Genomic DNA, 24,612 nt, shown 5'->3' on the forward strand with positions numbered 1-24,612 from the left:
ATGGAGCGCGGGCTATGACTTTTTTGCAGCTGCTCATCATTGCGGTGGTGCAGGGGATCACCGAGTTCCTGCCGATTTCCTCTTCGGGTCACCTGATCCTGATCCCCTATCTCACCGACTTTCCCGACCAGGGGCCGCTGATCGACGTCGCGGTGCATGTCGGCTCGCTGCTCGCGATCATCGTCTATTTCTTCAAGGACGTGCTCGTGCTCGCGCGCGGCGGGTTCGCGAGTGTCGGGATCGGTACCAGCCGGGCGGAAGCGCCTGCGGAACGCCGCCTTTTCTGGTGGATCGTGCTCGGAACTATCCCCGCAGTCGCATTCGGCCTAGCGATCAAGATGGGGGTCTTCAATTCCTTTGCGGAAACGATGTTCGGTATCACCGTCGTGCATGACGATCTGATGGGATCGATCCGCTTCACCGATCTCATCGCCTTCAACCTCATTTTCTACGGCATTCTGCTCGGACTTGCCGACTGGGTGGGCAAGGAGGTCAAGCAGTTCGAGGACATGACCTGGCGCGACGGCCTGATCGTCGGCATCGCGCAGGCGCTTGCGATTATTCCCGGTACCAGCCGATCGGGTGTCACGATGACCGCCGCGCGTTTTCTCGGCTACAAACGGGTCGAGGCCGCGCGGTTCTCCTTCCTGCTCTCGATCCCTGCGGTCGCCGGGGCTGGCGTGCTTATCGTGCCCGAGATTTTCGAGGCGGGGATGACGCTCGCAGTCGACGCGCTGATCGCGGGCGTGCTGACTTTCATCGCCGCGTTCCTCACGATGGCGTTCCTCATGAATTTTCTGAAGCGCGCCTCGATGATGGTTTTCGTTCTCTATCGTATCGCGATGGGTGCGGCGCTGCTTTACTTTTTCTGACGGAAATCAATTCGGGGATGGCGCGGAACCGGGGCGCGGGGCCGTGCATTGGTCGACTGAAACGGAATTGACTGGGTAATTCGAGAATATGGCTTTGCTGGTTTTGATCGTGTTGGGACTGACAATGGGGTGGGTTGCCTCGATCCTCACGAGGTCCGAAGCACCCCGCGACATCCTGCGACAAATGGGCATCGGTCTGTTGGCCACATTGACCGTCGGCCTTGTCGTGAACAGCGGGACGTTTCTTGGCGGTCTGTCGCTTGTCGCACTGGGTGCCGCCGTCATCGCGGGCGCTGCCGCACTTGCGGGTTATCACACGCTTTCCAAGCGCCGCCGGGAAGCCTGAGGTTTTTCAATCACTAAAGCCGGGAACTAATCCAACCGGCAATCGTCCTATGCCTATCGCAATCATGCGAAAAAGAGGGAACGGAATTATGAACACTCGCACTTTTGCCATCGCATCGGTCGCCTCGCTTGGCCTCGCACTCGCCGCCTGTGACGGGCCGCAGGAAGAGGCTATGGAAGACGCCGCCGAGCAGCAGGAAGCACAGCTCGACGCGCAGGCTGAAGCCATGGAAGATGCCGGCGCTTCGGAAGAAGCTGTCGAAGCCATGGAAGACAAGGCTGACGCTGTCGAAGATGCCGGCGAAGAAGCTGCCGACGAAATGGACGGCATGTAAGCAAAACGCGCTCTTTAAAGTGTGCGATCGGAGGGCGCCGGAGCGATCCGGCGCCTTTCTCGTATGCGGCTCGCGCCCGGCGTCAGACCGGCTTCGCGCCGCTCCCCCGTCCGCCGCGCAGGTGGTATTCCTGAGTGCCGCGATGCACGACGTTATCGACGTCGATGATCGCCGAATTGGCATAGGTGAAGCCGGGCGCGAGGTTGCGGTATAGCCGGTCGAAATCGCGCTCCACTGTCTGGCGATAGAGATCCTCGAAGCTCTCGATCACGAAATAGGTCGGCTGGAGGTCGCTGATGACGTAATCGGTGCGCATCACCCGATCGACATTGAGCATGATCCTGTTCGGGCTCTCGGCCTCGACCGCGAATTTCGCCTCGGTCGGACCTGAAAGAATACCTGCCCCATAGGCCTTGAGGCCGTCCTCTTCCTCGATCAGACCGAATTCCACCGTGTACCAATAGAGCGCGCCAAGCGCTTTCAGCCGGTTGTAACGCATCGCCTTCCACCCGGCGCGGCCATATTCCTGCATGTAATCGGCAAAGACCGGATCGGTGAGCATCGGCACATGGCCGAAGACATCGTGAAAGACGTCGGGCTCCTGGATGTAATCGAAGGTCTCGCGCGTGCGGATAAAATTGCCCGCCGGGAAACGGCGATTGGCGAGGTGCCAGAAGAACACGTGATCGGGGATCAGCATCGGGACGGGTACGACGCTCCACCCGGTGAGCGCGCCGAGGTCTTCGGAAAGCTTGCCGAATTCGGGCACGCCGCCGCGATTGAGGTTGAGCTTTTGCAGCCCCGCCATGAACGCGCTGGCCGCGCGTCCGGGCAAGACCTCCATCTGCCGCGCAAACAGATCATTCCAGATCCCGTCTTCCTCGCTCGAATACTGGGTCTGCGAGGGTTCAAGCCAGTCATCGCCCACATGGTCGGGCTTCTTGAGCGGCGCGGTGAAGACGTTTGCCGGAAGCTCCGGCAACTTGTTAAAGTCGGTGTCTGCGTCAGCGAGTGTAGCCATAACGTATCATTTGATACTACCACTGGCCTTGCACAAGGACAAATAGCTGCGAGGGAGCACCGTCTATGGGCCTGAAGGGCAAGGAATACCGCAAGCTGCTCGAGCCGATGACCGAGGAACTGGTCGGAATGGCGCGCTGGGCGCGGACGACGGGCGCGCGCATCGTGGTGCTGTTCGAAGGGCGTGATACGGCTGGCAAGGGCGGGGCGATCCGGGCGGTGCGCGACAAACTCAATCCGCGCCAGTGCCGCACGGTGGCGCTCGGCAAACCGACCGAGGAAGAGCGCGGCCAATGGTATTTCCAGCGGTATATCAGGCACCTGCCGACCAGCGGCGAAATCGTTTTGTTCGATCGCAGCTGGTACAACCGCGCAGGCGTCGAAAAGGTCATGGGCTTTGCCGAGGAGGATGAGGTTGCGCTGTTTCTCGAACAGGCACCGCAGTTCGAGAAGCTTCTGACCGACGATGGCATATTGCTTTTCAAATACTGGCTCACGACCGATCAGGACAAGCAGGAGGAACGGCTGCGCGAACGGCTCGACGACCCGCTCAAACGCTGGAAGCTTTCGCCCATAGATCTCGCCGCGCGCGAGAAATACGATGCCTATACCGAGGCGCGCGAGGCCATGCTCGGGGCGACTCACACGCCCCATGCACCGTGGACGCTGATTGATTTCAACGACCAAAAGCGCGGGCGGCTGACGCTGATCCGCCACCTGCTCGACCACCTGCCCGACACGCATATCGAACCGCCGGAAATCGACTTTCCCGAGCTCGGCCGCGAACCGACGAAAGAGAGCTTTTCGGTGCTTAGGCCTATCGAGAATTATCCCCTGGGCTAGCGGTGGCCCCCGATTTCGCTTGCATTGCTCGCTAATTGATATAAATATGATATCATATTTAATCAAAGGAGGGAGAGATGGGCGATACCAGCAAGAAAATGGCGAAAAGCCTTGAGCGTCCCGGCTCGGCCTATAACGGCTACGTAATGCTCGCCGCGTTGGTCGCGGTGCTCGCATTGGGAATTCTGCTTCCGCTATCAGGCGCTCTCCAGGACATGAGGCCGGGTCTGGGTATTCCGGTGCTGATTATACTCGCTGCCGCTTTCCTGCTGATCGCGGTCGGGTTCTTGATGATCCAGCCCAACCAGGCGGTGGTGATTACGCTTTTCGGCGAGTATCGCGGGACTGTGCGCAAGGATGGCCTGCATTGGATCTGGCCGTGGATGGGCAAGCAGAAGATCAGCGTGCGCGCGCACAATATCCATTCGGAAAAGGTCAAGATCAACGATCTGCGCGGCAACCCGATCGAGATTGCCTGCAATGTCGTCTGGCGGGTTGCCGATACGGCGCAGGCGGTGTTCGACGTCGACGATTACAAGGAATTCGTGAATATCCAGATTGAGGCGGGCCTGCGCACGGTGGGAGCGCGCCATCCCTATGACGACATGTCTGACGAGGACGAGACGACGCTGCGCGGCAGCGCGGACGTGGTCAACCGCGAGCTGATCGAGGAACTCAACGATCGGCTGAAAGTCGCAGGCATCCTCGTCGACGAGGCAGGCCTCACCCACCTCGCCTACGCCCCTGAAATTGCCGGCGCGATGCTGCGCCGCCAGCAGGCCGACGCAGTGATCGCCGCGCGCAAGAAGGTCGTGATCGGCGCCGTCAGCATGGTCGAGGATGCGCTCACCAAGCTTTCGCGCGACGGCATCATCGATCTCGATAACGAGCGCAAGGCGGCGATGGTTTCAAATCTGATGGTCGTCCTGTGCGGCGACCGCGAGGCGCATCCGGTCGTCAACACCGGCACGCTCTACACCTGAGCGGGGCATTTGAGGGAGGCAGCCATGGCTGCAGCCAAGAGGAAAGCCTTTGCCTTGCGGCTCGATCCGGCGGTTCATGCCGCAGTCGAGCGGCTGGCGGCGGCGGAATTGCGATCGGCCAATGCGCAGATCGAGATGCTGCTGCGCGAAGCCTTGCGCGCTCGGGGGATCGAGGTCGAGCGGAGCAAGCCGCCGAGGCGCGGGCGCCCGCTCAAAGAGCAGGGAGTCGACTGATGCGTAAGCCCTGGTTCGCACAGAAGCGCTTTGGCTATGGCGCCGGCCTTCCGATCTCGTGGGAGGGCTGGGCCGTCCTGGGTGGTTATTTCGTCCTGATGCTGACGGCGGCGCTGGTCCTGGAATACGCCCCTTCCCCCTACCGGTTTCTCGTCATAATCCCGATGGCCCTGGCCACGATTGCGGTGATTTGGGTGGCAAAGACGCGCACGCGCGGTGGCTGGCGCTGGCGCTGGGGCAGCGAGGACTAGGCTGCGTCTAGAGCGCTGCGCTCGCTTTGGTGACCTGGCGCCCGTCATCGGCGAATGCACCCATTTCGTATCCGGCATCGGTCTTGCGCATCACCAGATGCAGCGGCTCTCCCGCGATGGCAGGCGATACGCCGCGAAACTCGAAGCGGCGCAGCGTGTTCTCGCCCAATTCGCGCGCCGCGAGTTGCAGCAGCAGGCTCGCGGTCAGCGGACCATGGACGACCAGTCCCCGGTAACGCTCGACTTCGCGCGCATAGGGCGCGTCGTAATGGATGCGGTGGGTGTTGAAGGTCAGCGCAGAATAGCGAAACAAAAGGCGCGGATCGGGCGTGATTTCGCGGTGGGCATCCCAATCGGTAGCGTCGAACATCGCCCCGCCCGGCTCGGGAGGCGAAAGCGGCGCATTTGCCGGCGCTGCCTCGCGATAGACAAGTGTTTGCGTCTCGATCACCGAAAGCTCGCCATCCGCGATCGTTTCGTGCTCGACATCGACGAAGGCGAGCTTGCCGCTCGAGCCTTCTTTCTCGCTGATAGAAGCCACCCGGCTCACCCGCTCCACCGACGCTCCGATTGCGATCGGCGCCCGGAATTCGATCCGGCTCGATGCCCACATGCGGCGCGGCATCGGGAAGGGCGGGAGAAAGCTCGCCGGGCTGTTATCGCGCACAGGATGGCCATCCTCGCCGAGCTGCGCGGTCGGGGTGGTCGGGGTGCACAGGCAGAAGTGGATGCCCTGCGGCATACTAGGTGCGTCCGGCGCAGGAAGATCGAATGTCGCAAGCCAGCGCGCCGCCAGCCCCGCGTCGAGCCGGTCGGATGCGCGTTGCTCGCGCCCGATCCATTCATCGAAGCTCATACGGCCCGCTCGAACACCGCGGCGATGCCCTGACCGCCACCGATGCACATCGTCTCGAGACCATAGCGCACTTCGCGCCGGTGCATCTCCGCCGCCATGTCGGCAAGGATACGCCCACCGGTCGCGCCGATGGGGTGGCCGAGCGAAATGCCCGAGCCGTTGACGTTGAGGATCTCGCGGCGGCTGTCGTCATCCGACCAGCCCCAGCCCTTGAGCACGGCAAGAACCTGCGGCGCGAAAGCCTCGTTGAGTTCGACGAGGCCGATATCGTCCCAGCTGTAGCCGCGCCGCTCGAACAGGCGCTCGACGGCAGGAACCGGCCCGATCCCCATGCGCGAAGGATCGCAGCCTGCCGCCGCCCAGCCGCCGAACCACAGCGATGGTTCGAGGTCCAGCTCTTCGAGCTTGTCTTCCGCCACCACCAGGCAGGCCGCCGCCGCGTCGTTCTGCTGGCTGGCATTGCCAGCTGTCACGATCGCGTCCGGATCGCGCCTGATATCGATGGGGCGCAGTTTGCCGAGGCTCTCCATCGAGGCATCCGCGCGAAAGCCTTCGTCGCGCGCGAATGTGACCGGATCGCCGCGCCGCTGCGGCACGTCCACGGTGACGAGATGATCGTCGAACTTGCCTTCATCCCAGGCGGCGGCGGCATTGCGATGCGAGCGCACGGCGTAGGCGTCGGCCTCCTCGCGGGTGATGCCGTAATCCTTGGCAAGGTTCTCGGCCGTTTCGATCATCCCGGTGATCACTCCGAAACGCTCGATCGGCTGGCTCATCAACCGGCCGCGGCTGAGCCGGTCATGGAGCGTGATATCGCCCATCCGCGCGCCGCTGCGCCCCTGCAGCGTGTAGTGTTCGACATTGGACATGCTCTCGCATCCGCCCGCCACGACCACGTCGGCCATGCCTGTCTCGACCATCATCGCGGCGTTGGCGACCGCCTGCACGCCCGAGCCGCAGCGGCGATCGAGCTGGTAGCCGGGCACTTCGAGCGGCAGCCCGGCTGCAAGCCATGACCAATGGCCGATCGCGGGCGCCTCGGCATTTCCGTATCCTTGGGAGAAGACCACATCGTCCACCTGTTCAGGATCGATACCCGATCGCTCGACCAGCGCCTTGAGGATGATCGCGCCGAGCTCTCCCGCATTGAGGGCCGACAAGCCGCCGAGGAATTTTCCGACCGGCGTGCGCAAGGGTGAAACGATGGCGGCGCGTCTGCTCATGGCTGTTTCCTATCGGTGGTAGATCGTGTCTTTGTCGCTCAGCGCGACGGTGCCAGCATCGACCAGCTTGCCGATGGCACCGCTCGAAAGGCCGAGCTTTTCGGCGAGCACCTCTTCGGAATGCTGGCCCAGAAAGGGTGCAGGCGCCGGGTCGTCCGGCGCGCGGCCCGGCAGGTTCGCAAAGCTGCGCGCTGCGGGATATTCGAAGCCGCTGGGATTGGCGGGAGAGGGCCCGAACAGCGGATTGTCTGCGACCAGCACCGGATCGTTCGCCGCCTCGTGGGCCGTGCGATATCTCTCGAACGTGCATCCGTGGGATGCCATCCGCGCTTCAAGCTCGGCCCAGTCCCGGCTCAATGCCGCTGTCTGGAACAGCTCGAACAGGCGGTGACGGTTTTCGAAACGCGGGCGGTCTCCCGCTGAAAAATCGACCTCGAGCTCGGTTTCGAGTTCGCCGATCGGTCCGGCGAGATCGAAGGCCTCGACAAGCCCGTCCCATTGCTTGGGCGTGAGCGCGGCAACCATGAAACGCACCCCGTCTTTCGAGCGGAAGTCGCGCCCAAATGCGCCCCAGATCGCGTTGCCAAGCCGCTCGCGGTCGCTGCCGCGATAAAGCATTTCGGCCATCATGCCCGAATTGGCGACGGTGCCGATGGCGACGTCGCCCAAGGGCACGCGCACCTCGCTACCCTCGCCCGTCGCGTCGCGGTGGCGCAGGGCGGCGAGTAGGGCGAACGCGCAATAGGCACCGGTGATGAAATCCCACGCCGGCAGCACCTGGTTGACGGGCGGCGCGGTTGCCATGTCCCAATCTTCGGGTCCGGTCATCAACGGATATCCGGAAGCGGCATTGACGGTGAAATCCATGGCCTGCCTTCCATCGTGCCAGCCCATGATCCGCACCGAGGTCATGTCGGGCGCACGTTCGGGCTGCGCCGCCTTCATCGCCGAGTGGCTTAGAAAGCTCTTTTCGGGAAGGTTCGTGATGCACTGGCCGGTGCGCGCGGCAAGCTCGACGCACAATTCGCGACCCTCGCCCGAGCGCAGGTCGAGCGCGACCGATTTCTTGGCGCGGTTGAGGTTCTCCCACGAGAGCGAGCGGCCCTCGCGGGTCAACATGTAGCGATCGTAGTCCAGCCCGCCCGCCTTGTAATCGACCCGGATCACCTCCGCGCCCATCTGCGCGCAGTAGAGGCCGGCCGTGGGCGAGGCGACAAAACTGGAGACCTCGATGATCGAGAGGTCATTCAGGAGTTGGTACATGTGTTCCCCTGTTTGAGGCCGAAGCGCCTAGCTGTTGGCCGCTTCCCATTCGCGCAGCATGTGCTTGGCAATCTGGAGCTGGAGGATCTGGGTTGTGCCTTCGTAGATGCGGTAGATGCGCGCATCGCGATAGAACCGCTCGGCATCGTATTCGGCAAGGTAGCCCGCGCCGCCATAGATCTGCACCACGCGGTCGACCACGCGGCCGCACATCTCGGAAGCGAAGACCTTGAACGCGGCGGCCTTGGTGATGATGTTTTCGCCGCGATCGGCGCGCGTGGTCACGTCCTTCATCATGCATTCGGCGGCGTAGATTTCGGTTTCGCTATCGGCCAGCATTGCCTGGATCAGCTGGAAGCGCGCAATCGGCTCGCCGAATGCCTTGCGCTCGTTGGCATAGCGGATCGCGGAATCGAGCGCCCGTCGCGCATATCCCGTCGCCGCCGCGCCCACCGAGATGCGGCCATTGTCGAGGCTCTGCATCGCAAAACGGAAGCCCTTGCCGGTCTCGCCGCCGAGCAGCGCATCGCCCGGCACCTTCGCGTCGTCGAGCATGATGTCGGAGATATGGCTTCCGGCCTGCCCCATTTTCTTGTCGGGCGATCCGGTCGAAACGCCCGGCGTATCCATCGGCACCAGAAAGGCGCTGACATGGGCGTTCTTGGGCAGGTTTTCCTTTTCGGTTCGCGCCATGATCAGCGCGACATCGGCGTGCGGGGCGTTGGTGATGTATCGCTTGGTCCCGTTGAGGATCCAGCCATTGCCATCCGGATCGGGCACGGCGGTGGTCTGGAGGCCTGCGCTGTCGCTGCCCGAACCCGGCTCGGTGAGGCCGAAGCACGCGATCTTGCCTTCGACGAGCTTGGGATACCATTCGGCCCGCTGCTCCTCGGTCGCGCCGTTCTTGAGTGCGCTCGCGAACATCCCGACATTGATCGAGAAGATCGAGCGGTAGGCGGGCGCGGCATAGCTCATCGTGTTCACGACGCGGGCATATTGGGTCATGTTGAGACCGGCGCCGCCATATTCCTCCGGCACTGAAATCCCGAACAGGCCCATTTCGCGCATTTCGTCGATGATCTCGGGCGGGACCGCGTCGGTTTCGACCACCTTTTCTTCTGCTGGGATCAGCCGGTCCCTGACATATCGCTCAAGCTGCTCGGCAAATTGCTCGAAGGTGTCCTCGTCCATGCCGGGGTTCGAGCGCACGGGGTTTGTCGGGGCATTCATGTAAAGTCGGTCCTCTCGGGAGGCGGGTCAGTTGTCCGCCTTTGTCGGCGAGTTTAAGGCTCGCTGTCGCCTGTTGTTTCTGCGGAAGGAGCCTCTTCGGCGATTGGCGCTTCGATCTCCGAAGGGTCGATCTCGGGGAGCACGCCGTCAGGCAAGCGCTGTTCGTCGAGCATCTCGGCCGCTTCTTCGAGTGCTTGTGCTTCGCCCTCGCTCACCGCGCCTGGTGCGCTTCCGCTCGACCCATCGCAGGCGGCAAGCGCCATGCACGCAGCAACAAGCGCCGCGTAGCCCGGGCGCGGCAGGCCGGTCACTCGACTTCGATGTCGAGGTTTGCCGCAGCGTCGGCGGCCTCCGCGGCTTCGGCAGCGGCGGCAGCTTCGGCGGCGACGGTTTCTGCGCGGTCGGCCGCTTCGGTTGCGGTTTCGGTCGATACCGCAGCTGGGGTCTCGACTGCTTCGATGGCTGCAGCAGTGTCTTCGACCGGCTCTTCCTCGATCGGCTCGAGCGGTTCGTTGGCCGGCATTTCGACGCTGTCGACCTCGAGATCGCTCGACGCGTCGTCCGAACTGCCGCAAGCCGCAAGCGCGAAGGTGGCAACGCCGAGCGCGGCAACGCTTGTAAGTTTCTTCATGGGAGGTTCCTCTCTTGTCATCCCCAAATGCATCGGCCTCGGGTTTAGCCAAGGGTGGGGGGTTACGCCAAGCGCGAAATGCCCTCCCGACCAGCGCCACTATCGGGCAGTTAGCAGAGCATTTACCAAACACCTGTATTTGCGAGAGAATGACGCATCCGCGCCCTCATCTCGCCGATCCTGCGTTGCCCCGACCTTCGATCTGGGTGAGCGTTGCCTTTGCCGCGCTTGCAGTCGCCGCGATACCCTTCGCCGCTCTGGTCGCGCAGGAGCGCGAGCGCCCTGGCTTCGAAGTGGAAGAATCCGGGCGGAGCTATGTCACGCTGCAACAGGCGGTCGATGCCGTCGGCAATGCGCGTGGCACTATCCTTATCCAGCCCGGCAATTACCGCGAATGCGCGGTGCAGAAAGCAGGCGTGGTCACCTATGTCGCGCGCCAATACGGCACGGTTACTTTCGATGGCGTGGCATGCGAGGGCAAGGCAGCGCTGGTTCTGCGCGGTGTAGGGGCGGAGGTGCGCGGGCTGACTTTTCGCAACATCAATGTGCGTGACGGGAATGGTGCGGGCATCCGGCTCGAGAAAGGCGCGCTCAACATCGCTTACAGCCGCTTTCTCGACAGCCAGCAGGGCATTCTAACGGCAAACGATCCGTCGAGCCGCATCTATATCACTCGCTCGACCTTCAGCGGGCTTGGCACCTGCGAAAACTCCGCAGGCTGCGCGCATTCCATTTACACCGGTGCCTATGGCGAATTGACCGTCCGCGAGAGCCGGTTCGAGCGCGGGCGCGGCGGGCACTATCTGAAGGCTCGCGCCCGCAAGGTCGTGATCGAAAACAACTCGTTCGACGATGCCAACGGGTTCGAGACCAATTACATGATCGACCTGCCCGCGGGCGCTACCGGGCGGATCGCGGGCAACTGGTTTGTGCAAGGGCGCAGCAAACAGAACTATTCGGCGTTTATCGCGCTCGGCGCGGAAAAGCAGTTGCACCCATCCGACGGGCTGGTGGTGAGCGATAACGAGGCGCGGTTCGTTCCGGGCCTTAGGCGCTCGAGCGCATTCCTTGCCGACTGGACCGGAGCGAAGATCTCGATGTCGGGCAACAAGCTCGCCGAAGGGCTGACCCGCTACGAGCGGCGGTGACGCATCTCAATTCTTGCCGGGCCGGGCATGTGTGATATTGTATCGTCCATGAGATCATCGATCCTTGCAGTACTTTCGACCATCGCCGTCGTTCTTGCCACTTTGAGCCTAATCGTTCCACAGGAGGCTTGTGCAGATAGCTGGGTGCCGCCCGAAAGGCAGACTACATCTTCGACGAATGGAAAATTTCGGTTCACTGTTGAACCTTCGCCGCTCGACAGCAGTCTGCAATATTTTGAAGAGAAAATGCGCGTTGAAGCTGACGGCCGTACCGTCGAACGGCCAAAGCCAATAGGGTACCTGGAGCGGAAGACAGAAGAGGGCAGGTGGGAACCGGTCTGGGTGCGCTCTTTGATGAATCCGGTATCTCCCGTCACGGCCTTGGTCGCCGATAACGGTAGCCATGTCGTAACATTCGACAACTGGCACAGTATCGGTCGTGGGGAAAACGTAATCGTGATCTATGGCCCGGAAGGCAAACTCATACGCAGTCTTACACTCACCGACGTCGTGCCAGAAAATTACGTTGCGGGATTGTCGCATTCGGTCAGTTCGACTTACTGGAAAAGCGGCGCCGCAATTCTGGTCGAGGAAAAGATACTCGAAATCGATTTGTTGGTGCCAGTTCACCCTCGTAAGCGGGACAAGCAAGAAGCTGTCACCTTTCGTATCGCATTAGAGGACGGGACAATAACTTTTCCTCCGACCGACGAGTGGGAAGCGGCACTTTGCGCTGCAAACAATGCCGAAAAAGAGCGCGAACGTATCGAGCAGGAGAGAATCGCCTATTTGCGCGACCCCTTGGTTGCGCCCGCAGGCTGCGAAATGCGAGACTGGCATCAATACCTGCGCGAGGCGCATCTGAGGCTCGCACCTGATTATCTCGACGATCCGGTCACGTCGACCACTGTGCTGTTTCCTTCCGATCACAAACGGTACGAAGAATCGGTCGGCTGGCTACGCGACCGGATGACCGAAGAGTCCGGATATCCGCGCGCCGCAAGTTTCGTCGCACCGTGCGATCCCGATGGACTGCTCGCCGCGATCCGCAGCATCATGCGCGATGTCGAGCCCGGCACGCTTTCGGAAGCGACATTCTACATTTCCTCGCCGGAAGCCCAATATGCTGAAATCGAGCGGCTCATCATCCCGAGCGGTGCAACATTGGTGTGGCTCGATCCAGCCAAAACCATTCCGCAACGTCCGGAGCGCGTGCCGGGTTCTGCCGAAGAGAAGGCCGCAAACGAAGAGCGACTGAAGCGAATGCAGGCTGATATCGACCTTATGATGGAGGACTTCTAGCCGAAAGCGGGTGCGTATTTCACCTCGCCGCTCGGCAAGTCGCCCTGGAGCAACAGGCACTGGAAATATTCGGATGGCGGGCCGGGATAGGTGAGCTGCGGCTCGTGCCGAAATCCAAAGCGCGGATAATACTCGTTGCTTCCCAAAAGCACGATCCCGCGCGCGCCCATTGCCCGCATATCGGCGATCCCGCGCCTGATGAGAGTGCCGCCAATCCCTTGCTTCTGAAATTCGGGCCAAACCGAGACCGGACCGAGGCCGAACCAACCTGCGGCGCCGTCGCTGATCGTGACGGGCGAGAATGCGATATGCCCGACGATCCGCTCCGCGTCCTCCGCGACGAGCGAGAGCGTGAGATCGCCGTCCGCGCGCAGCCGGTCGACGAGGTGGTGCTCGTCTCCGTCGGAGAAAGGCATGTCGCGGAATGCGGCCTCGGTCAGGGCGTGGATCATGGCTTCATCGCCCGCCGCCTCAGGACGGATGGTGATCGCGTGTTCGGGGCCTGTCATTCGAGAAGGTGTCCCGACCGGTCGCGCTTGGTCGCTAGGTAGCGCGCATTGTGCGGGTTGTCGGGCAATTGGTGCCGAACCCGCTCGGCCACCGAAATCCCCGCAGCCTCGAGCGCATCGACCTTTGCCGGATTGTTGGTCATCAGCCTGATCGTTGTCGCACCGAGCAATTCGAGCATTCGCGCAGCGGTCGGAAAATCACGCGCTTCGTCGGGCAGGCCGAGCCGCTGGTTCGCATCGACCGTGTCGAAGCCCTCGTCCTGAAGCCGGTAGGCGCGCAGCTTGTTGATGAGGCCGATCCCGCGTCCTTCCTGCCGCATGTATAGGAGCGCGCCCCAGCCGCCTTCCCTTTCGGCATGTTCGGCCATGGCGTGCAGCGCTGCATCGAGCTGCGGACCGCAATCGCATTTCTGACTGCCGAGAATGTCACCCGTCAGGCACTCGGAATGAAGGCGGACCAGCGGCGCGCGATCGCCGCTCTGGTTTCCGATGATGAGAGCCACATGCTCGCGTGTATCATCGGGGGAGCGGAAGGCGACGATTTCGGCGGATTCGCATGCCTCAACCGGAAGCCGCGCACGAGTCACGATCTTGAGCGAGCGCGCGTCCTTGTAGTGTGCGAGATCTTCGAGAGCGACCGGCTGCGGCTCTCCAGCGCTTTCGGGATCGACCAGGAAAGCAGGAAGAATGCCGGCGATGCGCGCGAACTCCATCGCCGCCGACGCAATCTCGGGCCAGTCGATATGTTCGGCGCGGAACGGCCCCTTGAAAGGGTTGCCGAGATCGAGTGCGGGGTCTGCGATCGGGGTGGCGGAGCGAAGGTCGAACCTCTCCCCGCCCTTGATCAACACCGGGCTGTGCGGCACCGCCGCCTCCCGCTGGTTCGCGAGTTTGAGCGTGGCTGCGCGCGCCGCAGAGATCAACATGCGATCCGACGTTGCCTCACTTGCGATTGCGGTTTCGACCGGAAGCAGCGTGACATCGGGCCGCTCGACGCCGGAAAAAGTCAGCGGCCAGCCATGGCGCAGCGCGTCGACCGCTTGCGCTGCGCGGCGGCTCGAGGACGATGCCTCGATCAAATATCGAACTCGGTAATAAGTGGAATGTGGTCCGAGGGCTTTTCCCAGCTGCGAGCATCTTCGAGGATACGGTGCGCCGTCGCTTGCCTGGCGAGATCGGGGGAGGCCCACATATGATCGAGCCGCCGCCCGCGATCGTTCTTGCGCCAGTCGGGCGAGCGGTACGACCACCAGCTGTAATAGCGCTCCGGATCGCGAATATGCTCGCGACCGATATCGGTCCAGCCATGCGCATCTTTGAAGCGCTGCAGGGTCTCGACCTCGATCGGTGTGTGGCTGACGACTTTCAGCAGCTGCTTGTGGCTCCAGACATCGCTTTCAAGGGGGGCGATGTTGAAATCGCCGACGATCAAAGTGGGCTTGTCGACCGCGTCTGCCCAACGCGTCATGCGTTCGAGGAAATCGAGCTTCTGCCCGAACTTCGCGTTCACCTCGCGGTCGGGCACGTCGCCGCCGGCGGGCACATAAACGTTCTCGACGATCATGCCCTTGCCGAGAATCTCCACGCCTACATGACGCGCCTCGCCATTGTCCCGCCAATCGTGACGCGAGATCTCGCGGATCGGCAAGCGGCTGACGGTCGCCACGCCGTGATAGCCCTTTTGCCCATGCACCGCCTGGTGTTCGTATCCCAGTTCGGCGAGCGCTTCGGCCGGAAACTGGTGTTCCTGGCACTTGATTTCCTGCAGGCACAGGACGTCGGGCGTCTCTTCCTTGAGATACTTCTCGACCAGCGGAAGGCGCAGGCGAACCGAATTGATATTCCAGGTAGCAACAGAAACCATGCGCTGCGACTTAGGATGCGCAGCAGAGAAACTCCACCTTTCACTTTCGCGTCGCAATCGTATCCGATAGCGAGGGCCCAGAAATCCAGGAGACACTTCCGATGACCAATTCGGCTAAACTCGCCATCTTGCTCGCAAGCGCCGCGCTTCCGCTCGCCGCCTGCTCGCCTTCCGAATACCAAATGCGCAGCGCAAACTCGGTCGCGCCAGCGCCGACACCCGCAAAGGCGAAGAACGTGATCCTCTTCATCGGCGACGGCATGGGCATTTCGACCGTCACGGCAGCGCGCATCTACGAAGGGCAGAAACGCGGCGAGAGCGGCGAGGAAAACGTGCTGAGCTTCGAAAAGTTCGAGAACGTCGCGCTTGTGAAGACCTACAACACCAACGCGCAGGTTCCCGACAGCGCGGGGACTGCGACCGCCATTCATTCGGGCCAGAAGACCAATATCGGTTTCCTCGGAGTCGGCCCGCAGGCAGCGCGCGGATCGTGCGCGGATACATTAGCCCACCCGCTCCCGCAGCTTGGCGAAGAGGTGAAGGAAAAGGGACTCGCGCTCGGCATCGTTTCAACAGCGCGCATCACCCATGCGACGCCAGCGAGCGTCTACGCGCGCGCATCCGACCGCAATTGGGAGGCCTATGTCGAAGCTTCCGACGAAGACAGCGGCGCCGTGTGCGACGACATTGCGAGCCAGCTCGTCGGAACCGATTTCGATGTCGCCCTGGGCGGCGGCACGCGCTCATTCTACGGTAGCGAGCAGGGCGGAAGGCGGCTTGAGAAGAATGCCGATCTTCCCGCCGGCTGGGTCGCGCGCACCGGCGGAACCTTTGTCACCGATCGCGAAGCGCTGGCCGCAGCGCCGATGGACAAGCCGGTTTTCGGCCTGTTCGGTTCGAGCCACATGGACTTCATGGCCGCTCCCGATCGCGACACGAGCCAGCCGACGCTGACCGAGATGACTTCGCAAGCGATCGCGCGGCTGAAAAACGACCCGGACGGGTTCTACCTGATGGTCGAAAGCGGTCGGATCGACCACGCGCACCACGGAGGGCGGGCTGGCCCCGCGCTTGAGGAAACGGTCGAGTTTGCGCGTGCTGTCCAGTACGCGGTTGAGAATACCGATCCGGCAGAAACCCTGATCCTCGTCACCGCCGATCACAGCCACGTCTTCACGATTTCGGGCTATCCCCGCCGCGGAAATGACATTCTCGGCATTGTGGTCCCTCCTGAAGAAGGTGGCGAAGAGGTTGCCACGGCGACGCTGGCATCGGATGGCAAGCCGTATACCACTCTCGGCTATGCCAACGGTCCGGGCGCGATCGCCAACATGGCCGAGCGGCCCGTGCCCGAAACGGGAATGGCTGCTGTCCAGCAGGCTGCCATTCCAAAGGACAGCGAAACCCACGCCGGCGAGGACGTAGCGCTCTATGCGACCGGTCCTGGCTCGGAACGTGCCAGGGGCGTGATCGAGCAGAACCTGATCTACGACATGATCAGAAAGGCATTCGGCTGGGAATGACGAAAAAACCCCTGTCCCGGGGGCGTTGGGACAGGGGTTCCTTTTGAGCGTTCGTCACGCTTGTACAAGACGGCTCTTTCCGAGGGCTAGGGCAACAGGGGGGAAACCCGCTCTCGACCGCCTTGCCTGACTATTTTTAGGGATATTCGGCTTTCACGTACATGAATAATTGACCGGTTTTGTCGCTTACGTACAACTTTTCACCCGCGAAGCGTTCACCGCGGACGACGAGATGATCGGCGCGGATCGTCGAATTTGAACGTGCTCTCTGCGACGGACATTCCGTAGCGGTGATTCGTCAACCGCACCGTTGTCCTGTGATTTTGTGCGTCGAGGGCGACCCAATGTGTCAATTCGAGGCCGCCGGGCGCACGCGAATTGCGCACGAAAATAAGATTCATGACGCCAAATTCAGGCCGTTTCGGATCCTTGACGCGAATGCTGAGCACGTCCGGGCTGCCGGTCGGGATCAGTTCACCATACTTCTTCACGTCGCGATTGGGATCAAGCAGCGCGCCAAGCGGCGAATTCTTGATCGGCCAGCGTTCTACCTGGCGGACCTCGTAATCGACCATGTAAAGCGATTTGCCGTTCGAAACGACGAGAAGGTCCGCGTTTTTGCCGTAGTCGAAGCGAATCTTGCCCGGTCGTTTCAGCGTCATCGTGCCGCGGGCCGTGTTGCCCGCGCGGTCGGTCTGGGTGAAATCGGCGCGCATGGTCGAGATAGCGCGCAGTGCCGCGACCGCGCGGTCGAGATCGGCGCTGCTGGTCTGCGCCTGCGCGGCGGGGATCGTTGCAGCGCCGTGGATGGCGGGCAGTGCAAGGGCGGCCGCCCCCAGCACGCCGGCTAGCGCGGCGCGTGAGGCGAACTTCATCGATAGGGATTTCAGCATGGACATGCCTCGTCAGTTAGCCGCGAAGCGTTGAACTGCTGATGAATTTAGGAGCTGGAAGGCAGCAAGGCAATCGCCCTGCGTGGCAAGGCTTTTCAAAGCCTTACTTGATCTTGGCTTCCTTGAACTCGACGTGCTTCTTCGCGACCGGGTCGTATTTGCGGAACACCATCTTTTCGGTGATGTTGCGCGGGTTCTTCTTGGTCACGTAGTAAAAGCCCGTGCCCTCGGTCGAGACGAGCTTGATCTTGACGGTTGCGGGCTTCGCCATGGCGGTATCCTAAATCTTTCTGGTGGGCTCGGGTGCCTTGCCCCGGAGCCAAAAACATAAGGCGGCGCGCTGCACGCACCGCCGTTCCGGCGCGCCCAATTGCCGATTCACGGGGAAAAGTCAAGGCGTGAGCGCGCATCCGGCTTACCAATCGGAACGGCTGACCTTGCCGCGTTTGGCCTTCACTTCGCCGCGCGCCTTCTTTGCCTTGAGCCTTTGGGTCTTGCCGACGCGATTGATGCGGGTTTTCGCGCGCCTCTTCGGCCGGCGGTGCGCCGCTTCCAGCATTTGCTCGAGCCTGTCCCGCGCGGCCTGCCTGTTCGCCTCCTGCGTGCGGTGTTGCCGTGCAGTGATGAGGAGATCGCCCGAGGTCGTAAGTTTGGTCCCTGCGATATCTCGCAGCCGCGCGAAGACCGGGGGCGGAAGGCGCAACGCGTAGACGTTGACGCGCAGCTGCACCTCGGTTGCGACTTTGTTTGCGTTCTGCCCGCCCGGACCCGATCCGGCGAGGAATGTCTCCTCAGCCAGGGCATGGGCCCGGTCGAGCAGCGCCTTATCCATCGGTCGGGGCAGGCGTGCGCACCGGTGGTTCCGGCTTCTCGGGTGCGGAGAGCCCTGCGCGAACGAAATCTTCCGGGAATGGCGCGAAGGCGATGATGGGTTCCTTGCCCTCGCGCGCCACATGGATCGATTCGGCGTGAAGCATCGTCCGGGCGGCGCCCTTGTTCTGGCCGCGCACCGGGCCATAGACCGGATCGCCAAGCAGCGGTGCACCGAGCCCCTGAAGCGCGTGGACGCGCAATTGGTGGGTGCGACCGGTTTCAGGACGGAAGCGGATCAGGGACCGTTTGCGGGATCCATCGCCAATGGTCTCCAGAAGCTCCCAGTGCGAAATGGCGGGCTTGCCTTTCTTCGCTGCGATCATCCTCCAGCCCTTCTCGGCCGAGCTGATTTTCGCAAGGTTGAGTTCGATCGTGCCCGACTGTTCGGCGGGCTCCATGTCGATTATCGCAAGGTAGGTCTTGCCGACGAGCCGGTTCTCGAACGCCTTGTTGAAACGCTTCAGCGCTTTCGGATTACGCGCAAGCAACAGGCAGCCCGATGTATCGGTGTCGAGCCGGTGGGCTGGTACAGGCGGGCGCTGGAAGCCGAGTTTCAGCTGCTCGATATGGTCGAAAAGCGCCGGACCGCCGCGCTTGGGGCGATCGACCGGGAGCCCGGCGGGCTTGTCGATGACGAGTGCCTCGCCGTCTTCGAAGATGATGGGGATGTTCATGATGTTCTATTCTGTTCTGCCGGGGCGCGGGCGGCATGGTCCATGTCTAAATCAGTTTCGCTGCAAATAGCCCGCGCACTGCGTTGCCGAGCTTGAAACCGTTCTCGAGGTCATCGAGCGTCAATTCGGCCTCGCGGGCCTGGTCTTTCTCGATCAGATATTCGCGCAAGACGCCGGGCAGGAGGCCGAGGCTTGCGGGAGGGGTGAGGAGCACTCCGTCGCGCTCTACAAATATATTGGTGTAGCTGCCCTCGGTCACAAGCCCGTCGTTGCGAACGAGGATGGCCTCGGATGCGCCCATACCTCTCGCGGCATCGAGCGCGTCCTCGTAAAAGCCGCGATCCGAAGTCTTGTGCCGCAGCCGCCAGTCGGATGGATCGAGCGGGCTGGGCAGCGCGACGACCGGCACCGGGCCATCGAATTGCGTCGGCATCGGCCCTGTCTCAAGCGCAATCTGGCCGCTTCGCGCCAGGAGCAGACGAAGCTTCGCCGGAGCATCGAGCTCGAAACACAGTGCCTGGATCTGGTTGCGCGCGGCATGCCGGTCGAATTCGAAGCCAAGCTCGGACGCGCTTTTCTTCATCCGGGCAAGATGCAATTCAAGCAGCGCAATGCCGACTTCGGGGTTGAACTCCATCGTTTCGATGAGGTCGAATTGCGGTGCGGTGTGATCGGGCGAAGAGCGCCGTGTGAAGCCTGCCTTCACTTCGCATTCGCGGCGCTCAGCAAGGGGATCGCTGTCCGCCACAATGGCCGAACCGACACCGAGCACAGCGGTGCCCTGCCGGTTCTCGATCGGTGTCAGACGCAATGTCCGTATCGCGACATTGAACGCGGCATTGCCATCGGCATCGATCCGCCCGATGGCGCCGCAATAGGGGCCACGCGCATCGCGCTCGTGCTCGTCGATCAATTCCATCGCACGAATCTTGGGAGCGCCGGTGATCGATCCGCACGGAAACAGGGCGCGCACGAGGTCAAACGCGCCCTTGCCCGCCTGCAATTGTGCGCGCACGCTCGAGACCATCTGGTGCACCGTCGGGTAGCTCTCAATCGCGAACGGCGCATCGACTCGCACGGTCCCCGGCACCGCTACGCGGCTGAGGTCGTTGCGCATGAGGTCCACGATCATCAGGTTTTCGGCCTTGTCCTTGACCGAGGTGGCGAGTTCCTCGGCAAGCGCAATGTCGCTCGCTTCGTCATGTCCCCTCGGGCGCGTGCCCTTCATCGGCTTCGCCTTGGCCATGTAGCCGTCGAGCGCGACGAAGAGCTCGGGCGAAAAGCTGAGCAGCCAGTGCGACCCGTCGAACAGCACTCCGCCATAACCCGCCTGCGCCGCCGGGCGCAGCTGGCGATAGAGCGCGACCGGATCGCCGCGATAGGAGCCGGCCAGCGGATAGGTGAGATTCGCCTGGTAGATGTCACCCGCATGGATCGCCTCGCGCATCGCGGCGAAGGCTTCGTGGTATCCGCCGGGCGAAAGCTGCGGATCGAGCGGCCCGATGCTCGCCGAGCCTTCAGAGCGTGCTTCGAGCCAGTCGGGCACGTCTTCTGCTGCAATCCGCCGCGGATCGTCGAATAGTCCGAGCCACACAAGCGGCCCCGCCGCTCCGCTCCGCGCATCGGCCATTCCGGCCAGCTTGGGTTCGAGCGCCAGCCCGGCCTCGTAGGCGATATAGCCCGCCAGTACGCCGCGACCGTCGGCCCGCGCCTCGTTCGCGGCAGTCAGCGCATTCTCGACATCGCGCGCATGGTAAGCCGCGAAAATCTCGCTCGGATTCTCGTATAGGAGCGCATCCGCCGCACCTTCGGCGCGCGCGTCGTCCAGCAATACGAATGGAGTGTCCAAACCCATTCCCACCGCCTTAGCCCATTGCCAGCCCAAGTCGAGTGCTTGACCGGTCCGATTTCGGTCTGCACTGCATTCGCAGAAGAAATCGACGGGTAGGGGTCAGAGATTAATATGAGCGAGATTTTCCTTGGACTGGGCGCCAATGGCGAAAAGCAGCACCTCGCGCTCGAGCGTGCGAACCGGCACGGCCTGATTGCGGGCGCGACCGGGACCGGCAAGACGGTAACGCTGCAGGGGCTGGCCGAAAGTTTCTCTGCCAATGGCGTCCCGGTCTTCGTCGCCGATGTGAAAGGCGATCTTTCGGGTATCGCTATGCCCGGCTCTCCGACTTTCAAGCATGCCGACAAGCTCGAAGGCCGCGCGAAAGAGCTCGGCATGGACGATTACGGGTACTCGGATAACCCGGTGATCTTCTGGGATCTCTATGGCGAACAGGGCCACCCGATCCGCACTACGATCACCGAAATGGGCCCGCTGCTCCTCGCGCGCCTGCTCGACCTAAACGACACGCAGGAAGGCGTTCTGCAGATCGTGTTCCGCTATGCCGATGATAACGGCCTGCTGCTGCTCGACTTCGACGACCTCCAGGCGCTGCTTCAATTCGCAAGCGAGAATGCGAAAGAGCTCTCGGGCCAGTATGGCAATGTCTCGCGCCAGTCCGTCGGCGCGATCCAGCGCCAGCTCCTTTCTTTCGAATCGCAGGGCGCCGATCATTTCTTCGGCGAACCCGCTCTCGAGATCGACGATTTTCTCAAGCTTGACGAGAACGGACGCGGCTACGTGAACGTGCTCGCCGCCGACAAGCTGATGCGCAGCCCCAAACTCTATGCGACCTTCCTCTTGTGGCTGCTCGCCGAACTGTTTGAGAGCCTGCCCGAAGTCGGCGATCCTGAGAAACCGACGCTCGTATTCTTCTTCGACGAGGCACACTTGCTGTTCGACGATGCACCCAAGGCGCTGCAGGAGAAGATCGAGCAGGTCGTGCGCCTGATCCGCTCGAAAGGGGTCGGTGTGTTCTTCGTGACGCAAAACCCGATCGACATCCCTGAGGACGTTGCGGGACAGCTGGGCAACCGCGTGCAGCACGCCCTTCGCGCCTTTACCAAACGCGACCAGCGCGCGATCAAGGCCGCCGCCGAGACATTCCGCATCAATCCCGACCTCGATGTCGAGGAGGCAATTACGGAACTGAAGGTCGGCGAGGCGCTGGTCTCTACCCTCGATGAAGACGGCGCGCCCACGATCGTGCAGCGCACACTCATCAAACCGCCGCGCTCGCGGCTCGGCCCGGTCACAAAGAAAGAGCGCGCGATCATCCAGTCGGTGAGCCCGATCGAAGGCAAGTATGACGAAGCCGTAGACCGCCAGAGCGCCGAGGAAGTGCTCGCGCAAAAGGCCGCCGATGCCGCCGAGACGGCGAAGGAAGTCGCCGAGAAGGGCGAAGAGGAAGTCCGCAAGCGCGAGCGAAAGACCCCGTCCATGTGGGAGCGCGCCGGCAAGAGTGCGATGAAGGCTGCGGCCGGTTCCTTCGCTTCGATTGCGGTCGCAACCGTGCTTGGCAAGAAATCGCGCGCCGATCCGGTCCGCACCGGTGCAAACGCTTTCGTGCGCAACATCATCGGGGGATTGATGAGGTAACTCGCTCGCTTCGGGCGGGCAATCGCCCTCGCGGGCGCTGCGCGTCCGTATCCTAGAGCGGCAGGCGCAGTTCCGCGCGCAGGCCGCCGCCTTCGCGGTTTTGCAAGGTTAGCGAGCCGCCGTGTTGCTCCGCGATGGCGCGCGCGAGCGTCAGACCAAGGCCCGCTCCGCCGGTGGCGCGATTGCGCGATGCCTCCCCGCGAGTGAAGGGTTCGAACATGTCGGCGATGCGGTCCGCGGGGATGCCGGGGCCGCGATCCGCCACGACGATCAGGGCTTCGTCGCCGTTGCGCTCAACCGTAACTTCGGCGGTACCCCCATAACGCACCGCATTGCCTACAAGGTTACGCAGCGCGCGTTTGAGCCATGTCACATGAACGGTTGCAGGCAGTCGCGGCGGATCGTCGATCGTTACCGGCTGGTCCAGATCCTCGAATTCCTCGACCACGCCAAGAGCGAGCGCGCCGAGATCAACCGGCTCCTCGTCGCCATGCGAGCGCCCGATGCGCGCGAGCGTGAGGATATCGTCGAGCGTCGCGGTGATGTCCTCGATGCTTTCGGCCATGCGCTCTCGCTGGACTTCGTCGGGTACGCTTTCGATCCGGACACGAAGCGCGGCGAGCGGGGTTTTGAGGTCGTGCCCGATTGCGCCGAGCATCACGTCCTTTTCATCGAGCAACGCGGCGATGCGGCTCTCCATCGCATTGTGCGCTGCGATCAGCCTACGGGTATCGGCGGGGCCGCTTTCTGCGATCCGGACAGCCTGGTCGGGCCTGCGCGAGAAATCGGAGAGCCGCTCGGTCAATAGCGCGAGCGGACGCGTTATGCGGCGAAGGACGAGGTAAAGCAGCAGCACCAGGACGACGAATGTCACCAGTGTTTGCAGGACGAGCATGGCGAGGCCTCCGGGGGGACGCCGTGGTTCGGGAATGCGCACGGTGAGCCAACCCGGCTGGTCGGTTCGCTCAACCGAAGCGACGAGGATTTGCCTTTCTTCCCAACCGGGCGTGCGCATCCTTGGCCGGCGCTCGATCAGATCCTGCACGTATGGGTCATTGCCGGCGAGCCGGCGGGTGACTGCAATGTCACCGACGACGAGATCCTGCGCCGACAGCACATCTCGCAAGCCCTGTTCGAGCGACGCGAGGCGCGGCTCATTTTCCGCGATGGGCGACGTTTCGCTGCGCTCGACGCCGAGCCGCATACGCCGCGCGAACGGCCTGCCGCCGCCCGGGCGCGGGTCCTCGCCCCGCTCGATCGCTTCGCGACGCAGGGACTCGAGACGCGCGCGCCGTTCGGCTCTTTCGGCGGAGCGCGAACCTTCGGCGATCAGGCGAAACGCCATTGAGCTGACAATTGCAGTTTCGCGCCGATCTTCGGATGCGCGGTAAAGCAGCACTGCCGATATCACCTGCGCCATCAGCAGGCCGATGGCGAGCACCAGCATGACCTGTCCGAGCAGGCTGGAGGGGATAAGCCGCTTCATGCCTCGTCGGTCGGTGGGGTGCGGCTGACCTGTGCGGCGAAGCGATAGCCTCCGCCGCGAACGGTCTGGATGAACTGCGGGTTGCGCGTGTCCGTCTCGATCTTGCGGCGGAGGCGGCTGACCTGGTTGTCGACTGCGCGGTCGAACAGATGCGCGGTCCTACCCTGGACCATGTCGAGCAGGCGGTCGCGGTCCAGCACGCTTTTCGGGTTGTCGAGGAAAGCGCGCAGCAGGCGGTACTCCGCCGTCGAGATCGGAATGGTGACACCGCCGGGATCGCTCAGCTTGCGTTTCAGAGGGTCGAGCCGCCAGCCTTCGAATTCATAGAGCCAGTCCTCGGCCTGCGTGCTCGGCGAAGGAGCACGGCCCACACGGCGCAGGACAGTGCGGATTCGGGCGACAAGCTCGCGAGGTTCGAAGGGCTTGACGACGTAATCGTCGGCGCCGAGCTCTAAACCGACGATGCGGTCGGTCGGCTCGCCGCGTGCGGTGAGAAAAATGACGGGGAGCTTCTGCGTCTCGACGAGGTGGCGGCAGAGGGAAAGACCGTCTTCCCCCGGCATCATGATGTCGAGGAGGACGATGTCGGGCTGGTTCCTGGTGAGTTCGGTGCGGGCCGAAGCAGCGCTCGCGGCCTCGGTCACGGCGAAACCCTGACCGCTCAGATATTCGGCGAGCGGTTCGCGCAGGGTCGGCTCGTCATCGACCAGCAGGATCGAAGTATAATCGCTCATCGTGATCTCGCCATCGCGACTTGGTCATGA

General features: G+C 62.6%; 28 protein-coding genes. 11 read left to right on the forward strand and 17 right to left on the reverse strand.

The window, feature by feature from the left end:
* Positions 1 to 14 precede the first annotated feature (14 nt).
* The 3 genes from FIU90_RS03225 (at position 15) to FIU90_RS03235 (ending at position 1,552) form a co-directional block, all read left to right on the forward strand.
* Positions 15 to 872, forward strand: a complete 858-nt coding sequence (locus FIU90_RS03225) for an undecaprenyl-diphosphate phosphatase (protein WP_152433472.1) — start codon at positions 15 to 17, stop codon at positions 870 to 872.
* Positions 873 to 1,071: 199 nt separating this feature from the next.
* On the forward strand, positions 1,072 to 1,218 hold the full coding sequence (locus FIU90_RS15715; protein WP_234029609.1) for a hypothetical protein: 147 nt from the start codon (positions 1,072 to 1,074) through the stop codon (positions 1,216 to 1,218).
* 88 nt (positions 1,219 to 1,306) lie between these two features.
* Positions 1,307 to 1,552 (forward strand): hypothetical protein, encoded by a 246-nt coding sequence (locus FIU90_RS03235; protein ID WP_152433474.1) that lies wholly within the window; start codon positions 1,307 to 1,309, stop codon positions 1,550 to 1,552.
* 82 nt (positions 1,553 to 1,634) lie between these two features.
* On the opposite strand, the gene phhA is transcribed toward FIU90_RS03235, so the two are convergent.
* Complete coding sequence (gene phhA / locus FIU90_RS03240; RefSeq protein ID WP_152433475.1) at positions 1,635 to 2,573, reverse strand: phenylalanine 4-monooxygenase; 939 nt, start codon at positions 2,571 to 2,573, stop codon at positions 1,635 to 1,637.
* Positions 2,574 to 2,638: 65 nt separating this feature from the next.
* On the opposite strand from phhA, the gene ppk2 reads away from it, so the two are divergent.
* The 4 genes from ppk2 to FIU90_RS03260 all read left to right on the forward strand — a co-directional run bounded on the left by ppk2 (position 2,639) and on the right by FIU90_RS03260 (position 4,883).
* Positions 2,639 to 3,415: a polyphosphate kinase 2 gene (ppk2, locus tag FIU90_RS03245; protein WP_152433476.1), complete on the forward strand. Its 777-nt coding sequence runs from the start codon at positions 2,639 to 2,641 to the stop codon at positions 3,413 to 3,415.
* Between the two features lie 77 nt (positions 3,416 to 3,492).
* Positions 3,493 to 4,398 carry an SPFH domain-containing protein gene (locus tag FIU90_RS03250; protein ID WP_234029610.1) on the forward strand — a complete coding sequence of 302 codons (906 nt, stop codon included), beginning with the start codon at positions 3,493 to 3,495 and terminating at the stop codon, positions 4,396 to 4,398.
* Positions 4,399 to 4,422: 24 nt separating this feature from the next.
* Positions 4,423 to 4,632: a toxin-antitoxin system HicB family antitoxin gene (locus FIU90_RS03255; RefSeq protein WP_152433477.1), complete on the forward strand. Its 210-nt coding sequence runs from the start codon at positions 4,423 to 4,425 to the stop codon at positions 4,630 to 4,632.
* Positions 4,632 to 4,883 carry a hypothetical protein gene (locus tag FIU90_RS03260; protein WP_152433478.1) on the forward strand — a complete coding sequence of 84 codons (252 nt, stop codon included), beginning with the start codon at positions 4,632 to 4,634 and terminating at the stop codon, positions 4,881 to 4,883. Before FIU90_RS03255 ends, FIU90_RS03260 begins: the two co-directional genes overlap by 1 nt.
* 7 nt (positions 4,884 to 4,890) lie before the next feature.
* Here FIU90_RS03260 and FIU90_RS03265 read toward each other — a convergent pair whose 3' ends face one another.
* The 6 genes from FIU90_RS03265 to FIU90_RS03290 are packed head-to-tail and all read right to left on the reverse strand — an operon-like array spanning position 4,891 to position 10,086.
* Positions 4,891 to 5,739: a MaoC family dehydratase N-terminal domain-containing protein gene (locus tag FIU90_RS03265; protein WP_152433479.1), complete on the reverse strand. Its 849-nt coding sequence runs from the start codon at positions 5,737 to 5,739 to the stop codon at positions 4,891 to 4,893.
* Positions 5,736 to 6,962, reverse strand: a complete 1,227-nt coding sequence (locus tag FIU90_RS03270) for an acetyl-CoA C-acetyltransferase (RefSeq protein ID WP_152433480.1) — start codon at positions 6,960 to 6,962, stop codon at positions 5,736 to 5,738. Before FIU90_RS03270 ends, FIU90_RS03265 begins: the two co-directional genes overlap by 4 nt.
* Before the next feature lie 9 nt (positions 6,963 to 6,971).
* Positions 6,972 to 8,225 (reverse strand): CoA transferase, encoded by a 1,254-nt coding sequence (locus tag FIU90_RS03275; protein WP_152433481.1) that lies wholly within the window; start codon positions 8,223 to 8,225, stop codon positions 6,972 to 6,974.
* Positions 8,226 to 8,252: 27 nt separating this feature from the next.
* The gene (locus FIU90_RS03280; protein WP_152433482.1) at positions 8,253 to 9,455 is read right to left on the reverse strand and encodes an acyl-CoA dehydrogenase family protein; all 1,203 of its coding nucleotides are present in this window, start codon (positions 9,453 to 9,455) and stop codon (positions 8,253 to 8,255) included.
* A 53-nt stretch (positions 9,456 to 9,508) separates the two neighbouring features.
* Positions 9,509 to 9,766 carry a hypothetical protein gene (locus FIU90_RS03285; RefSeq protein ID WP_152433483.1) on the reverse strand — a complete coding sequence of 86 codons (258 nt, stop codon included), beginning with the start codon at positions 9,764 to 9,766 and terminating at the stop codon, positions 9,509 to 9,511.
* Complete coding sequence (locus FIU90_RS03290) at positions 9,763 to 10,086, reverse strand: hypothetical protein (RefSeq protein ID WP_152433484.1); 324 nt, start codon at positions 10,084 to 10,086, stop codon at positions 9,763 to 9,765. Before FIU90_RS03290 ends, FIU90_RS03285 begins: the two co-directional genes overlap by 4 nt.
* Positions 10,087 to 10,235: 149 nt before the next feature.
* On the opposite strand from FIU90_RS03290, the gene FIU90_RS03295 reads away from it, so the two are divergent.
* Positions 10,236 to 11,234 carry a right-handed parallel beta-helix repeat-containing protein gene (locus FIU90_RS03295; protein ID WP_152433485.1) on the forward strand — a complete coding sequence of 333 codons (999 nt, stop codon included), beginning with the start codon at positions 10,236 to 10,238 and terminating at the stop codon, positions 11,232 to 11,234.
* 342 nt (positions 11,235 to 11,576) lie between these two features.
* Complete coding sequence (locus tag FIU90_RS03300; RefSeq protein ID WP_152433486.1) at positions 11,577 to 12,536, forward strand: hypothetical protein; 960 nt, start codon at positions 11,577 to 11,579, stop codon at positions 12,534 to 12,536.
* On the opposite strand, the gene FIU90_RS03305 is transcribed toward FIU90_RS03300, so the two are convergent.
* From FIU90_RS03305 to xth, 3 genes are read right to left on the reverse strand one after another with little or no spacing between them, the layout of a single operon-like run.
* Positions 12,533 to 13,045: a GNAT family N-acetyltransferase gene (locus FIU90_RS03305; protein WP_152433487.1), complete on the reverse strand. Its 513-nt coding sequence runs from the start codon at positions 13,043 to 13,045 to the stop codon at positions 12,533 to 12,535. The genes FIU90_RS03300 and FIU90_RS03305 overlap by 4 nt on opposite strands.
* The gene (gene ribA, locus FIU90_RS03310; RefSeq protein ID WP_152433488.1) at positions 13,042 to 14,124 is read right to left on the reverse strand and encodes a GTP cyclohydrolase II; all 1,083 of its coding nucleotides are present in this window, start codon (positions 14,122 to 14,124) and stop codon (positions 13,042 to 13,044) included. The genes FIU90_RS03305 and ribA overlap by 4 nt, the downstream gene beginning before the upstream one ends.
* The gene (xth, locus tag FIU90_RS03315) at positions 14,121 to 14,909 is read right to left on the reverse strand and encodes an exodeoxyribonuclease III (protein WP_152433489.1); all 789 of its coding nucleotides are present in this window, start codon (positions 14,907 to 14,909) and stop codon (positions 14,121 to 14,123) included. Before xth ends, ribA begins: the two co-directional genes overlap by 4 nt.
* Before the next feature lie 101 nt (positions 14,910 to 15,010).
* On the opposite strand from xth, the gene FIU90_RS03320 reads away from it, so the two are divergent.
* Positions 15,011 to 16,432, forward strand: a complete 1,422-nt coding sequence (locus FIU90_RS03320; RefSeq protein ID WP_152433490.1) for an alkaline phosphatase — start codon at positions 15,011 to 15,013, stop codon at positions 16,430 to 16,432.
* Positions 16,433 to 16,647: 215 nt separating this feature from the next.
* Here the strand turns inward: FIU90_RS03320 and FIU90_RS03325 are convergent, their stop codons facing one another.
* From FIU90_RS03325 to pabB, 5 genes are all read right to left on the reverse strand, one after another.
* Positions 16,648 to 17,325: an outer membrane lipoprotein carrier protein LolA gene (locus tag FIU90_RS03325; RefSeq protein ID WP_370515131.1), complete on the reverse strand. Its 678-nt coding sequence runs from the start codon at positions 17,323 to 17,325 to the stop codon at positions 16,648 to 16,650.
* Between the two features lie 103 nt (positions 17,326 to 17,428).
* Positions 17,429 to 17,596 carry a 50S ribosomal protein L33 gene (gene rpmG / locus FIU90_RS03330; RefSeq protein ID WP_007165948.1) on the reverse strand — a complete coding sequence of 56 codons (168 nt, stop codon included), beginning with the start codon at positions 17,594 to 17,596 and terminating at the stop codon, positions 17,429 to 17,431.
* A 144-nt stretch (positions 17,597 to 17,740) separates the two neighbouring features.
* Entirely contained in the window at positions 17,741 to 18,157 is a 417-nt protein-coding gene (gene arfB, locus FIU90_RS03335; RefSeq protein WP_152433491.1) for an alternative ribosome rescue aminoacyl-tRNA hydrolase ArfB, read from the reverse strand.
* Entirely contained in the window at positions 18,150 to 18,872 is a 723-nt protein-coding gene (locus FIU90_RS03340) for an RluA family pseudouridine synthase (protein ID WP_152433492.1), read from the reverse strand. The genes arfB and FIU90_RS03340 overlap by 8 nt, the downstream gene beginning before the upstream one ends.
* 46 nt (positions 18,873 to 18,918) lie before the next feature.
* Complete coding sequence (gene pabB, locus FIU90_RS03345; protein WP_172970169.1) at positions 18,919 to 20,727, reverse strand: aminodeoxychorismate synthase component I; 1,809 nt, start codon at positions 20,725 to 20,727, stop codon at positions 18,919 to 18,921.
* 108 nt (positions 20,728 to 20,835) lie between these two features.
* Between pabB and FIU90_RS03350 the strand changes: the two genes are divergently transcribed.
* The gene (locus FIU90_RS03350; RefSeq protein ID WP_152433493.1) at positions 20,836 to 22,362 is read left to right on the forward strand and encodes a helicase HerA-like domain-containing protein; all 1,527 of its coding nucleotides are present in this window, start codon (positions 20,836 to 20,838) and stop codon (positions 22,360 to 22,362) included.
* Between the two features lie 52 nt (positions 22,363 to 22,414).
* Here the strand turns inward: FIU90_RS03350 and FIU90_RS03355 are convergent, their stop codons facing one another.
* The gene (locus FIU90_RS03355; protein ID WP_152433494.1) at positions 22,415 to 23,848 is read right to left on the reverse strand and encodes a HAMP domain-containing sensor histidine kinase; all 1,434 of its coding nucleotides are present in this window, start codon (positions 23,846 to 23,848) and stop codon (positions 22,415 to 22,417) included.
* A complete protein-coding gene (locus tag FIU90_RS03360) occupies positions 23,845 to 24,582 on the reverse strand; it encodes a response regulator (protein WP_152433495.1) in 738 nt (245 codons plus the stop codon). Before FIU90_RS03360 ends, FIU90_RS03355 begins: the two co-directional genes overlap by 4 nt.
* Positions 24,583 to 24,612 lie beyond the last annotated feature (30 nt).

This window comes from Erythrobacter sp. THAF29 (assembly GCF_009363635.1).
Lineage (GTDB): Bacteria > Pseudomonadota > Alphaproteobacteria > Sphingomonadales > Sphingomonadaceae > Erythrobacter.

What these genes read in the sequence shown, in the direction of transcription:
- FIU90_RS03280 (WP_152433482.1), bottom strand. Translation starts at nt 9,455, where the DNA reads ATGAATGCCCCGACAAACCCCGTGCGCTCGAACCCCGGCATGGACGAG.
- FIU90_RS03260 (WP_152433478.1), top strand. Translation starts at nt 4,632, where the DNA reads ATGCGTAAGCCCTGGTTCGCACAGAAGCGCTTTGGCTATGGCGCCGGC.
- FIU90_RS03255 (WP_152433477.1), top strand. Translation starts at nt 4,423, where the DNA reads ATGGCTGCAGCCAAGAGGAAAGCCTTTGCCTTGCGGCTCGATCCGGCG.
- FIU90_RS03275 (WP_152433481.1), bottom strand. Translation starts at nt 8,225, where the DNA reads ATGTACCAACTCCTGAATGACCTCTCGATCATCGAGGTCTCCAGTTTT.
- FIU90_RS03340 (WP_152433492.1), bottom strand. Translation starts at nt 18,872, where the DNA reads ATGAACATCCCCATCATCTTCGAAGACGGCGAGGCACTCGTCATCGAC.
- FIU90_RS03320 (WP_152433490.1), top strand. Translation starts at nt 15,011, where the DNA reads ATGACCAATTCGGCTAAACTCGCCATCTTGCTCGCAAGCGCCGCGCTT.
- FIU90_RS03290 (WP_152433484.1), bottom strand. Translation starts at nt 10,086, where the DNA reads ATGAAGAAACTTACAAGCGTTGCCGCGCTCGGCGTTGCCACCTTCGCG.
- ppk2 (WP_152433476.1), top strand. Translation starts at nt 2,639, where the DNA reads ATGGGCCTGAAGGGCAAGGAATACCGCAAGCTGCTCGAGCCGATGACC.
- FIU90_RS03350 (WP_152433493.1), top strand. Translation starts at nt 20,836, where the DNA reads ATGAGCGAGATTTTCCTTGGACTGGGCGCCAATGGCGAAAAGCAGCAC.
- FIU90_RS03305 (WP_152433487.1), bottom strand. Translation starts at nt 13,045, where the DNA reads ATGACAGGCCCCGAACACGCGATCACCATCCGTCCTGAGGCGGCGGGC.
- phhA (WP_152433475.1), bottom strand. Translation starts at nt 2,573, where the DNA reads ATGGCTACACTCGCTGACGCAGACACCGACTTTAACAAGTTGCCGGAG.
- FIU90_RS03265 (WP_152433479.1), bottom strand. Translation starts at nt 5,739, where the DNA reads ATGAGCTTCGATGAATGGATCGGGCGCGAGCAACGCGCATCCGACCGG.
- FIU90_RS03355 (WP_152433494.1), bottom strand. Translation starts at nt 23,848, where the DNA reads ATGAAGCGGCTTATCCCCTCCAGCCTGCTCGGACAGGTCATGCTGGTG.
- pabB (WP_172970169.1), bottom strand. Translation starts at nt 20,727, where the DNA reads ATGGGTTTGGACACTCCATTCGTATTGCTGGACGACGCGCGCGCCGAA.
- arfB (WP_152433491.1), bottom strand. Translation starts at nt 18,157, where the DNA reads ATGGATAAGGCGCTGCTCGACCGGGCCCATGCCCTGGCTGAGGAGACA.
- FIU90_RS03295 (WP_152433485.1), top strand. Translation starts at nt 10,236, where the DNA reads ATGACGCATCCGCGCCCTCATCTCGCCGATCCTGCGTTGCCCCGACCT.
- FIU90_RS03250 (WP_234029610.1), top strand. Translation starts at nt 3,493, where the DNA reads ATGGGCGATACCAGCAAGAAAATGGCGAAAAGCCTTGAGCGTCCCGGC.
- FIU90_RS03225 (WP_152433472.1), top strand. Translation starts at nt 15, where the DNA reads ATGACTTTTTTGCAGCTGCTCATCATTGCGGTGGTGCAGGGGATCACC.
- FIU90_RS03325 (WP_370515131.1), bottom strand. Translation starts at nt 17,325, where the DNA reads ATGCTGAAATCCCTATCGATGAAGTTCGCCTCACGCGCCGCGCTAGCC.
- FIU90_RS03235 (WP_152433474.1), top strand. Translation starts at nt 1,307, where the DNA reads ATGAACACTCGCACTTTTGCCATCGCATCGGTCGCCTCGCTTGGCCTC.
- FIU90_RS03360 (WP_152433495.1), bottom strand. Translation starts at nt 24,582, where the DNA reads ATGAGCGATTATACTTCGATCCTGCTGGTCGATGACGAGCCGACCCTG.
- rpmG (WP_007165948.1), bottom strand. Translation starts at nt 17,596, where the DNA reads ATGGCGAAGCCCGCAACCGTCAAGATCAAGCTCGTCTCGACCGAGGGC.
- xth (WP_152433489.1), bottom strand. Translation starts at nt 14,909, where the DNA reads ATGGTTTCTGTTGCTACCTGGAATATCAATTCGGTTCGCCTGCGCCTT.
- FIU90_RS03270 (WP_152433480.1), bottom strand. Translation starts at nt 6,962, where the DNA reads ATGAGCAGACGCGCCGCCATCGTTTCACCCTTGCGCACGCCGGTCGGA.